The 11355-nt window shown below is 71.6% G+C and carries 10 protein-coding genes; 2 read left to right on the top strand and 8 right to left on the bottom strand.

Features of this window, described 5'->3' with window-relative positions; translation table 11 throughout:
* Window positions 1-187: 187 nt before the first annotated feature.
* Together IEY88_RS04250 and IEY88_RS04245 are read right to left on the bottom strand one after the other, a co-directional pair.
* Complete coding sequence (locus IEY88_RS04250) at window positions 188-871, bottom strand: DUF899 domain-containing protein (protein ID WP_189153188.1); 684 nt, start codon at window positions 869-871, stop codon at window positions 188-190.
* Window positions 872-918: 47 nt separating this feature from the next.
* Entirely contained in the window at window positions 919-2901 is a 1983-nt protein-coding gene (locus tag IEY88_RS04245) for a 2Fe-2S iron-sulfur cluster-binding protein (protein ID WP_189153187.1), read from the bottom strand.
* 55 nt (window positions 2902-2956) lie between these two features.
* On the opposite strand from IEY88_RS04245, the gene IEY88_RS04240 reads away from it, so the two are divergent.
* Entirely contained in the window at window positions 2957-3574 is a 618-nt protein-coding gene (locus tag IEY88_RS04240) for a TetR/AcrR family transcriptional regulator (protein WP_189153186.1), read from the top strand.
* 7 nt (window positions 3575-3581) lie between these two features.
* Here IEY88_RS04240 and IEY88_RS04235 read toward each other — a convergent pair whose 3' ends face one another.
* The 5 genes from IEY88_RS04235 to IEY88_RS04215 all read right to left on the bottom strand — a co-directional run bounded on the left by IEY88_RS04235 (window position 3582) and on the right by IEY88_RS04215 (window position 9307).
* On the bottom strand, window positions 3582-4820 hold the full coding sequence (locus IEY88_RS04235) for a GAF domain-containing protein (protein ID WP_229693067.1): 1239 nt from the start codon (window positions 4818-4820) through the stop codon (window positions 3582-3584).
* An 88-nt stretch (window positions 4821-4908) separates the two neighbouring features.
* Window positions 4909-6051 carry a carboxylate-amine ligase gene (locus IEY88_RS04230; protein ID WP_189153185.1) on the bottom strand — a complete coding sequence of 381 codons (1143 nt, stop codon included), beginning with the start codon at window positions 6049-6051 and terminating at the stop codon, window positions 4909-4911.
* A gap of 126 nt (window positions 6052-6177) precedes the next feature.
* Complete coding sequence (locus IEY88_RS04225) at window positions 6178-7728, bottom strand: serine-rich family protein (protein ID WP_189153184.1); 1551 nt, start codon at window positions 7726-7728, stop codon at window positions 6178-6180.
* A 58-nt stretch (window positions 7729-7786) separates the two neighbouring features.
* Window positions 7787-8662, bottom strand: a complete 876-nt coding sequence (locus IEY88_RS04220; protein ID WP_189153183.1) for a hypothetical protein — start codon at window positions 8660-8662, stop codon at window positions 7787-7789.
* Between the two features lie 183 nt (window positions 8663-8845).
* Window positions 8846-9307: a VOC family protein gene (locus IEY88_RS04215; RefSeq protein WP_189153182.1), complete on the bottom strand. Its 462-nt coding sequence runs from the start codon at window positions 9305-9307 to the stop codon at window positions 8846-8848.
* Window positions 9308-9369: 62 nt separating this feature from the next.
* On the opposite strand from IEY88_RS04215, the gene IEY88_RS04210 reads away from it, so the two are divergent.
* Complete coding sequence (locus IEY88_RS04210) at window positions 9370-10356, top strand: helix-turn-helix transcriptional regulator (RefSeq protein ID WP_189153181.1); 987 nt, start codon at window positions 9370-9372, stop codon at window positions 10354-10356.
* Here IEY88_RS04210 and IEY88_RS04205 read toward each other — a convergent pair.
* Window positions 10341-11300, bottom strand: a complete 960-nt coding sequence (locus tag IEY88_RS04205; RefSeq protein ID WP_189153180.1) for a helix-turn-helix transcriptional regulator — start codon at window positions 11298-11300, stop codon at window positions 10341-10343. The genes IEY88_RS04210 and IEY88_RS04205 overlap by 16 nt on opposite strands.
* Window positions 11301-11355 lie beyond the last annotated feature (55 nt).

Genomic DNA, 11355 nt, shown 5'->3' with positions numbered 1-11355 from the left:
GGTGGCGGAGTCCCCTGTCGCACGCCCAGGCCCGTGCCGACGCGGCTCCGGCGGGGTGAGCACGGTAGCTGGCCACCGCATGCCGCGCGGGAGACACGCCGCGGGCGTGGGGTCGGCGGACGTCCCCGGCGCCGTCCCGGTTCCGGGGCGCACCGGCCACAGATGTGGTGGACGTCGAGACCCGCCGTCAGCCGGCGTCCTCGGCGGTGCCGTACTCGTCGTGGCGGCGCCACCACTGGTACGGCGGCTCCTGCGGGTACCCCTCCGGCGAGTCCTCCCAGTCCTCCTGGCGGCCGAGCGGGGTGAGGTCGAGCAGGCTCCAGACGTTGCCCGTCTGCTCGGCCGAGCGCGCGTTGGTGAAGTAGGTGCGGAAGACCTCGTCGTCGGCGCGCAGGAACACGTTGAGGCCGAAGTACTCGTCGACGCCGAAGTCCTTCGAGAAGTCGTCCCGCGTGGTGTACCAGGGCACGCCCTCCCAGCCCATGCGGTGGCGGTAGCGCCGGATGTCGGCCTGCGGGGCGGCGGAGACCAGCACGAACGTGACGTCGCGGGCGTTGAGGTGGGCGAGGTGGCCGAGGTTGTCGGTGAACATCGCGCACCCGCTGCAGCCGCCCCGCGGCCAGTCCGCGACACCGGGCTCGAAGAAGTGCCGGTAGACGATCAGCTGGCGGCGTTCCGCGAACAGGCCGGGCAGGCCGGTTTCGCCTTCCGGCCCCTCGAAGACGTACTGCCGCCCGACCCGGACCCACGGCAGCCGGCGACGCTCGGCGGCCAGGGCGTCCTTCGCGCGGGTGTGCTCCTTCTCCTTGCGCAGCAGCTCCCGGCGCGCTGCCTCCCACTCCTCCGCCGGCACGATCGGTGGTGTCCTCATCGAAACGCCGTACCCGAGCCGTCCGGGCCGCAAACAGGCCGGCCTGGTCACAGTTCCAGCGTGACGTCCGTCAGCGGCGCGCTGGTGCACGCGAGAACCTGACCGTCCTCCTCGCTCGTCACCTTCCCGGCGAGGAGTTTCACCACGCACTCCCGGCAACTGCCCACCGTGCAGGAGTACGGCATCGGCAGACCGGCGGCCAGTCCGGCGTCGAGCAACGTCTGCCCCGGCTCCGCCACCGCCTCGCCGACACCCTCGACGACCATCCGTCGCGGTGTCAGGGACCCCGCCGCCACCGACGCACTGGTGTAGCTCTCGCAGTGCACGCGGTCAGCCGGGACGTCCAGCTCGTCCAGCGCCTGGCGCACGGTGTTCATCAGGGGTTCCGGACCGCAGACGTAGAACCGCGCGGCGGGAGAGAACCCGGCCGCCCACTTCCGCACACCGGGAACGTCCAGCCGTCCGTCGCGCGAGGTGTGGACGTGGGTGACGGCGAGCCTTCCGGGGTGCTGCTCCCCCAGCCTCGCCAGTTCGGCGGCGAAGATGGTCTCCTCCGCGGTCCTGTTGCTGTAGAGCAGGGAGATGCGGCCACCCGGCTGTGCGAGCAGGGTGCGGATGATGCTCATCATCGGCGTGACACCACTGCCCGCCGCGATCAGCACCACCTCGTGACCGGGCTCCGCGTGGAACGTGCCCGAAGGGCCGCGCACGAACAGCCGGTCACCGGCCACGAGCGTGCGGACGTGACGGGAGAACCGGCCCACCACCTTGACCGTCACCTCCAGCCGCCGCGACCCTGGTGCCGACGAGGCCGAGTAGGGCCTGCGCAGCTGGACGCCGCCGACGTCGGCCACGAGCGTGAAGAACTGGCCCGGCCGGAAGTCGAACGGCCGGTCGTCCTCCAGCACCAGCGTCACGGCGCTCGGCGTCTCCTGCCGCACCTCGGCGACACGCACCGCGCGCAGCGGATCCTCAGTCACGGCACGGGGTTTCAGGACGACCTCGTAGCCCTCCTTGCGCAGGCCAGAGCGGTAGGCGACGTTCATCACCGCCCGCAACCACCGCGCGGGAATCAGGCCGGCGATCTTGAACAGGAAGCCGCCCCTCGTGGTGTTCGCGGCCAGGTGACGACCCGCGAGCGCCATCAGGTCGGGCACGTCGGCGGGCAGGGCGGAGGTCCACAGCCGGGACCGCGTCACCGCGTCGTTCGCCCTCAGCTCGGCGGCCTCGACGTCGATGAGCAGGGCGGCGTGCGGCGGGATCCCCCGCAGCGACAACGGTTCCAGCAGGACGGGGTCCACGGAGATCGTCGCGCGTCCCCGGACGTGCACGACACCGGTGCGTCCCGGCACGAGCGCGGCGAACGAGAGCCGGTCGTCCTCGACCAGGTTGTGCAGCGTGTCGGCGCGCTTGTTGCCGCGCCGGTCCGCGATCAGCAGGGTGTGGCCGTCGAGGACCCGCGCCACCATCCCCTGTTCCCCGCGCGGGCTGGTGTCGGCGCCACCCGCCGAGTCCCATGTGGACAGGGCCAGGAACGGTGCGGCGGCGAGGAAGTCCGCGACACCGGCCGCCGCGAGCGGACCGTCGCCGACCTCGGGAGCAGGCGGCGCCGGCTCTGGCGGCTGCCACAGTCCGGACCGCAGCACGGCTTGGGCGCAGTGGACGTACACCTGCTCGACGTCGAAGCCGCCGCGACGCACGGCACCGTTGACCCGCAACGTCTCCCCGACTCCCGGCACCAGGAAGACCATCGACGCCGGCCCGTCGGCGTCCCCCAGGTCGAACGAGATCCGCGTCGGCGAGTGCACCCGCGCGAACCCCGGCCCGCCACCGACGAACGTCGTCCTGCTCAGGCCGTCCGCACCGCGGTACCCGAACCCCGCGATCGGGCTGCGCGCGAGCAGGTCCACACATCCCTCGTCGAGCGCGCCGAGCTGCTTCAGCATGATCACCGACGCCGGCCGCCCGAGGACGGCCTCGACGCCCTCGACCGTGTCAAGCCGTGAAAAAGGATTGTTTTCCCAGCTCATAGCACTATTATGAGCATTTGCTCAGGTCTTGGATACTCGCTTTCGGAGGCGCGGAATGCCGTCGGCCAGCCGTGACGTCGACGCACGTCGCAAGCCCCGGCAGGTGCGCGCGGAGCTCACCCGCGACCGCATCCTGACCGCGGCTGCTCACGTTTTCTCCGAGCACGGGTACGCCGCGGGCACCACGAACCGCATCGCCGAACGCGCCCGCGTCTCGATCGGCTCGCTGTACCAGTACTTCCCGAACAAGGACTCGATCCTCGCCGAGCTGATGGTCCGCCACATCGACCGGGGCACCTGGACCCAGGCCGACCAGCTGGACTTCTCGCCGGGCAGCCTGGAATCCGTGGTGCGGGCACTGGTCCGCGACGCGATCGACAACCACCGCGACGACCCGCAGCTGCTGCGCATCATGATTGAGGAGGGCCAGTTCTCCGCTGAACTGCGCGACACCATCACCCGCCACGGCGAGCAGCGCGTCGCGCAGGTCCGTGCCGTGTTCGCCCGTCACCCCGACGTCGACGTGCGGGACCTGGACACCGCGGTCGACCTCGTCGTGTTCACCGTGGAGCTGAACACGCACCGGCTGGCCGCGTTCCGGCAGCCGGCGGAGACGTTCGAGAACGAGCTCGTGGACATGATGACCCGCTACCTGCGCGGACCCTCCGCGTGAGAAGGTCTCACCGGTTCAGATACGCCGCCAGGCCACCGAGTTCCTCACCCGCGATGAAGACCGAACGCACGTGGATGAGCACTTCCTCGACGTGCGCGGGGCAACCCCAGGCCGAGTCGCCCCAGGAGTCGGCGACCTTCAGCTCGGCCGCGGCGGTGCACCCGGCCTGACCACCCAGCTGGCACAGTTCGGGGTGCGGCGCCCCCGCCTGGGCGGCCGCGGCGGCCTGCATCCGGGTGGTGAGCTCCGCGGCGGCGTCCGCACGCCGCTCGGCCTCCGCGCGCAGCTCCCGTTCCGCGCGCACCGCTGCGGCCAGGGCTGCGCGGGCCGACTCGGCCCGCGCCTCGGCGGCCTGCCGCGCCACCTCGTTGTGGTGGCGCTCGATCGCCAGCGCGGCGGTGCCCGCGAAGACCCGGATGAGCGCGAAGTCGTTGTCCCTCGGGGCCCGCGCGGCCGGGTGGTACATCGCGAACGTGCCCAGCAGGCTGCCGTCGCGGGCCAGGATCGGCGTCGACCAGCAGGAGCCCAGCCCGGCCCGCCCGGCCAGGTCGCGGAAGTCGTCCCAGAACGGGTCGGTGGCGATGTCGGTGACGATGACCGGTTCACGCCGGTGGGCGGCCGTCCCGCAGGAGCCCACGCCTTCGCCGGTGGCGATGCCGTCGATGGCCTCGTTGTAGAAGGCGGGCAGGCTGGGAGCGGCGCCGTGACGCAGGTGCAGGCCGTCGGGGTCGGCCAGCAGCACGGACACGTAGAGCTCCACCGGCGCCAGTTCCTCGATGCACCGGGCCATCCCGTCGAGCACCTCGGCCAGCGGCGCCTGGCGGGCGATCTGCTCCAGCAGCGCGCGATGTTCGGCCATCAACCGCTGGGCGTGCTTGACCTGGGTGGTCTCCACACCGATCACGCGGACCCCGTGCACCTCACCGGTCGCGCCCCGGCGCGGCTCGCAGGTGAGGTCGAAGGACACCTCCCGCTCGTGCGGGCCGCTGCCGAGCACGACCCGCACGTCACGGTCGGTGCGCGGCTCGCCGGTGCGGTACACCTCGTCCAGCAGGGTGCCGAGCCCCTGACCGTTCTCCCCGAAGGTGGCCTGGAAGGCCGCATTGGCCGTCTCGACCACGTGCGCGGGGCCCGTGAACTTCGCGAACACCGCGGTGGACTGCCCGAACAGCGCGCGGACATCCTCGTCCGCGGTCTGCTCCTGCCTGCCGAACGCCCTCATGGCCGCCCTCTCGCCATGCGTCACCGGCTCGCTGCTCGACCTCGGACGCTGCCTCTTGCCCCCGCGCCACCGCGAGGTACCGAAGATCGTACGCAACGCGCGAAACCCCGTCTCAGCCAGCGGCGGTCGCCCGGGGCTCGGCGCGGTCCGCGTTGTCGACGTCGAGCAGGGTCAGCAACGACTCCACCTCGCCTCCCCGGAACGCCTCGCGCTGACGGTCCGCACCGCCGCCCCTGCCGTCCAGGAGGCGCAGACCTCGTTGTACCGCAGGCAGATCACCGTTCGCCTCGAACACCGGCGTCAACCGGCGCACCAGGTCGTCCAGCTGCTGCCGCACCGGCCGCTGCTCACCGGACCACACGTCGAGCGTGCTGCCCCGCAGACCTTCGTTGGACGCGCCCCAGCAGGCCTGGCGCAGTGTCTCCTGTGGAATCGGCTCCGCCTCCACGCCCCGTCCGACGTCGACGACCGCCTGCGCCACGAGCGCCCGGACGAGGGCCGCGAGCAGCACCGCCTCGTCCACGGTCGCCGCGACGTCCGAGACCCGCACCTCCACGGTCGGCAGGTCGGTGGCGGGCCGGACGTCCCAGTAGATCATCGCCCGGTCCAGCGCCGTGCCCGCCGTGATCATCGTGTCGCAGAGTTCCTCGTACTGCTGCCACGACTCGAAGACCGGCGGCGGCCCGGACACCGGCCAGCGCGACCACACCGTCGAACGCCAGCTGGCGAACCCGGTGTCCTCACCGCCCGAGAACGGCGAGTTCGCGGTCACGGCGGCCAGCACCGGCAACCACGGACGCACGTGGTTGCACACCTGGACGGCGGTCTCCCGGTCGGGCACGGCGACGTGCACGTGACACCCGCAGATGAGCTGTTGTTCCGCCAGCGCACCGAACTCGCGCGCGATCCGGCGGTACCGCAGGCTGTCCGTCACCTCACCGGTCGCCTCGCCCAGCGGGGGCGCCCCGACAGCGATGGCCCGGCAACCCGCCGTGCGCGCTGCCTCCGCGACGAGACGCCGCGTCTCGAGCAGCTCCCGGCGAGCCTGTTCCACGTCGCGGCACACGGTCGTGTTGATCTCCACCTGCGCGCCGGTGAGCTCGCGCTCGAGGTCGAGTCCCAACTGCTCCCGCGCGACGGCGACGACCTCGTCCGCCAGGTTCACCGGGGCGCCGGTCTCCGGGTCCACGAGGAGGAACTCCTCCTCCACCCCTACCGTCGGACACCATTCGTCCTTCGATGGCGGTCTCTCCACGTCACACCGTCCTGCTCATAGGGAACCGCCGAATACCCCTTTTCGGTGAACGGAAACCACACCTTCGCGTGGACAGCGAAAGGCGGGACCGGCTGATGCCGGCCCCGCCCTGAGAACACCTCGTGGTCACGCCGTCACGGAGTGCTTCCCGTGGGTCCAGGACGAGGCGTCGCCGCCGTCGCCCGCCGGACCGGAGTGGCCACCGGTCGTGCTGCTGTGGTTGGAGGCGTCGCCGGTCGAACCCGTGGCACCGGTGTCACCGGAGTCGCCCGAGGTGACCTCGGTCCAGGACTTGGTGCCGTGGTTCTTCCAGTCGTGCTTCCAGCCGGAGTGCTTCCAGCCGTGGTTCTTCCAGCCGTGGCACTTGTCGCCGCGGTGGTCGTTCCACTTCTTGTTCTCGGTCTTCACCACGGCCGAGTTGCCGCCGGTGTCACCGGAGTTCCCGGAATTGCCCGAGTTGCCGGTGGTGGCGTTGTTCGAGCTGGTGGCGTTGCCGCCGTCGCCCGAGTTGCCGCCGTTGCCCGCGGTGGCCTCAGTGGAGCCGTTGTTGCTGTGGTGGCCCCACTTGCCGTGGTTCCAGGACTTCTTGCCCTGCTCGGTCACTGCCCAGGCGCCGCCGCCGTCACCGGCCGGGCCGGAGTTGCCGCCCTTGGTGGCGCTGTGGTTCCCCGCGTCACCGGTCGAGCCGGTGGCACCCGTGTCGCCGGAGTCGCCCGACGTCACGGTGGTCCAGGACTTGCTGCTGTGCCACGACTTGCCGTGGCCCTTGTCCGAACCGGTGGAACGCACGACGGCCTTGTTGCCGCCGGTGTCGCCCGAGTTCCCGGAGTTGCCCGAGTTGCCGGTCGTGGCGCTGTTCGAGCTGGTGGCGTTGCCGCCGTCGCCCGAGTTGCCGCCGTTGCCCGCGGTGGCCTCAGCGGAGCCGTTGTTGCTGTGGTGGCCCCGCTTCTGGTCCTTGCTCACGGCCTTCGCGTCGCCGCCGTCACCGGCGGGACCGGAGTTCCCACCCACGGTGGTGCTGTGGTTGGAGGCGTCACCGGTCGACCCCGTCGCGCCCGTGTCCCCGGAGTCACCCGAGCTCACGTTCGTGTGGCACTCCGCCAGCACGCAGACGCCGTAGGCGCTGTTGCCACCGGTGTCACCCGAGTTGCCCGAGTTGCCGGAGTTGCCCGACCGCGCGGTGTTCGAGCTCGTGGCGTCGCCGCCGTTGCCCGAGTTGCCACCGTTGCCCGCGGTCGCGCCGGCGTTCTGGGTGCGGCCCGCGGCGGTGGCGTCGCCACCGTTGCCCGCGGCACCGGACTTGCCGCCCACCGTGTTGCTGTGGTTGGAGGCGTCGCCGGTCGAGCCGGTCGCGCCCGTGTTCCCGGAGTCACCCGAGCTCACGTTCGTGTGGCACTCCGCCAGCACGCAGAGGCCGTAGGCGGTGTTGCCACCGGTGGCGCCGGAGTTCCCGGAGTTGCCCGAGTTGCCGGACGTGGCGTTGTTCGAGCTGGTGGCGTTGCCGCCGTTGCCCGAGTTCCCGCCGTTGCCACCGTTCACGACCGAGTGCACGACGTCGCCAACGCCGCCGAGGAGACCGTTGCCCCCGGTGTCAGCGCTCGCCATCGCCGTTCCGAACAGGAGGAAGCCTCCCGAGAACGCTGCGGCCATCAGGCCGCGCCGTACGTAGCTGTGCATTGCCGAACCTTCCTGTCAAACAAGCTTGGTGATCTGCCGGCTTGGTTGTCAGGACTGCTCAACTGGGATGGTTCCGGCCGTAGTAGTAACACCACGACCCGTGGACCTGGTGGTCAGGACCCACGACGAGCGACTCGCCGTGCGCGTGAACCCCCTGGCCCGCTGGGAGATCCGACACCGCCGTGCTCGCCGATCCGTTCGACGAGACCGATCCCGTCGTGCCGGGCAAAGCGAACGGCACTTCGGGCAGCGGCTGCTGCTGCGGCGCCTCGATCGGTGGCGCCACGTCAGGTGCGGAGATCTGTTGCTGCTGCGGGAGAAGTGCCACCGCAGCTCGGTCGGCCGGCACCACAGCGTGCGCCTGCGGCACGACGGCCGTGGCCTGTGGCGCGTCCGGCACCTGCGGGACCGGTGGGGCCTGCGGCACGTCCGCCGGAGCGGAAGGCCGTGCCACCAGCGGTTCCGCGATCCGCGGTACCACCGGCAGGTCCCGCACCGTGCCTGCCACGGGGGCGAGCAGCGGCGCCGTGACGGGCTGGAGTGGTTCCAGCACCGGACCCACCACCCTCACCGCGGAATCGACCACGGGTGCCAGCGGTGCCAGCAACGGTTCGGTCGCCGGCTCGGCGGCCGTCAGCACCGGCTTCAGCACCGGATCGGCCACCGCGGCGACCTCGCGTGTCACTGGCGCCAGCGCGTTGGTCACCGGCGCGACCGCTTTGGTCACGGGTGCGACCGCGTCAGTCACCGGCGTCAGCGCTCCGGTCACCGGTGCGACCGCGTCGGTCACCGGGGAGACGAGACCGGCGACGCCGCCCAGCAGGCCGGGCGAGTCGTCGGCGCTCGCCACTCCCGCGGAGAGCAGGCCGAACCCGATCAGGAACCCGGCCACGCCGAGCGTCCGCCGCAGAACCGTGGAGCATGTCGACTTCATGTAATCACCCCCTCTCGATTGATCAGCACCTGTCATCCGGGTATTCGGAGTCCCTCAGGAGCCGGTTCACTCGAAAGTGGAGAAATTATTTCGTCGCAGATCAACGGCCGCAAATAAATCGAAACATCTATTTCCAACTACTTTGCGACATATTTCGGATCACCAGATGTCAACTCACAGTGATCAAGCCTGTGTCGCCATGACGCTGACGATCCAGGTGACGCCGAACCGGTCGGCCAGCATCCCGAAGCCGGGTGAGAACCGCGAGGGGCCGAACTCCTCGATCACGGTCGCGCCGTCGGCGAGCCCGTCCCAGACCGGGGTCAGCTCGTCGACGCGCTCCCCGCCGACGGACAGGAAGAAGCGCTCCTCGGTGATCGTCGTGCCGTTCTCGCGGCGGGTCTTCGGCTCGCCCTGCGGCAGCGGCTCGGTCGCTCCGGGGACGTCGTAGGCGAGGACGCGGAACCCGTTCTCGGCGACGACCTCGCCGAACACGACGTTGCCCGCGCCGGGAACCTCGGCGGGCATGCCGAAGTCGCCGTAGGTGACGACGTTGAGCCGTCCGCCGAAGACCGAGCGGTAGAACTCGAGGGCCTCCCGGGCCTGGCCGCGGAAGTTGAGGTGGGGTGCTGCGTTGAGTGCCATGGGAGCGACTCTGTCAGCAGTGGCGGACAGGGAACGTCCGCTTCTCGTGCGAAGCTGGATCCATGCCGATCGCCGCGTCGACGACCACCTCGGGACGTCTGCTGTCGTTGCTGTCCCTGCTGCAGGTCCGCCGCGACTGGCCGGGGCTGCAGCTGGCGCGGCGGCTCGGCGTCAGCGAACGCACCGTGCGCCGGGACGTCGACCGGCTGCGCGAACTCGGCTACCTCGTCCACGCGGTCAAAGGTCCCGACGGCGGCTACCGGCTCGAAGCCGGCAGCCAGGTGCCGCCGCTGCTGTTCGACGAGGAACAGGCGATCGCGCTCGCCGTGGCGCTGAGGATCGCCGTCGGCACCGGCGCGGGCATCGAGGAGGCCGCCGCCCGCGCGCTGGCCACCGTGCGGCAGGTCATGCCGTCCCGGCTGCGGCAGCGCATCGACGCGCTGGAGGTCGAGCCGGCCGGGCGCGGCACGCAGGTGGACACCGACCTCCTGCTCGCGTTGAGCACGGCGGTGCGCGCCTGCGAGGAGCTGCGGTTCGACTACCGCTCCCCCGGCCGGCCGGAGTCCGAGGGACCGCCGCGCCGGGTGCAGCCGCACCACCTCGTGGTCCGGGCGGGCCGCTGGTACCTCGTCGGGTGGAGCCCGGACCACGAGGACTGGCGGACCTACCGCGCCGACCGGATGACGCTCCGCGTGCCCAACGGACCGCGCTTCACGGCCCGGCAGGTCCCCGGCGGTGACGTCGCGACGTTCCTGTCCGCCCGGTTCAAGGGCTCGGACGGCGCCGACGCCTGGCCGTGCCGCGGCGAGGTGGTGCTCGACCTGCCCCTCGCCGACGTGGCGCCGTTCGCCGGTACCGACACCGCCGAGGAGGCAGGTCCCGGCCGGACGAGGCTGCTGACCGGCGCCTGGTCGTGGGGCGCGCTCGCCGCGAAGGTGGCCCGCTTCGACGCCGACGTCGAGGTGGTCGGACCGCCCGCGCTCCGCGAGGCGTTCGCCGGACTGGCCCGGCGCGCCGCCCGTGCCGCGTCGGATCACCCCGGTTCGTAGAGGCTCGCGATCGCCCTCGCCTGCCGTGCCAGGGCGTGACGCGCCTCCTCGGGGCTGAGCACCTCGACGCCCGCGCCGAAGGCGAGCAGGGTCTCGACGTTGCGCAGCGAGCGGAAGCGCAGTCCGACCTGGCTCCAGCCGGGCTTCTGGGCTTCGACCGGGCCCTCGGCGAGATCGGCCTGGTGCACGCGCAGGAACAGAGCCAGGACGTCGTCCTCGACCAGGGCGGTGACGGCCACCGGCGAGGGCAGGTCGTCGATGCGCCGCCGCAGGGCGTCCCAGGCGTCGTCGAGCTCCACGCCGGGCCGGCGCCGGACGGGGTCGGCGAGCACGACGGCCGACTGGGTCCGGTCGACGCGGTAGAGGTTCGGTTCGCCGTCATGGTCCGCGACCAGGTACCAGACGCCGGCCTTGTTCGCGAGGCCGTACGGGTCGACGGTGCGGGTGCGCACCCGGTTGTCGCGGCCGTGCCGGTAGCGCAGCCGCAGCCGCCGGTCGGCGAACACGGCTCGCTGGAAGACGTCCAGGTCCGCAGACCCCGGCGCGCCACGCCAGCGGACGGGGTCGATCAGCACGCGCCTGCTGGTCAGGTCGGCGCCGTCCCGGTGCGGGGCGGGCAGCGCGGCCATGACCTTGCGCAACGCGGAACCGAGCGCCTGGCCGAGACCGAGGTCGGTGTGCGCGGACCCGGACAACGCCACGAACAGCGCGCGGGACTCGTCGGCGGTCAGGCCGGTGACGTCGGTGCGGTAACCGGGCAGCAGCGCGATACCGCCCTGAGGACCGCGGACGGTGTAGACGGGCACGCCCGCCGCCGACAGGGCCTCGAAGTCGCGCATGATCGTCCGGGCCGAGACCTCCAGGCGCGCGGCCAGGTCGGTCGCGGACAGCTGCCCGTGGGTCTGCAGGAGCAGCAGGATCGAGAGCAGGCGGTCGGACTTCACAGCGGCGAATCTCCTCCCCGTACATGACAGAAGATGTCATATAACGCGCGCGAAG

It is taken from the genome of Lentzea pudingi, from assembly GCF_014646255.1.
GTDB lineage: Bacteria > Actinomycetota > Actinomycetes > Mycobacteriales > Pseudonocardiaceae > Lentzea > Lentzea pudingi.
Note: the sequence above shows the minus strand (reverse complement) of the source record. Positions and strands in the feature narration are given on the sequence as shown.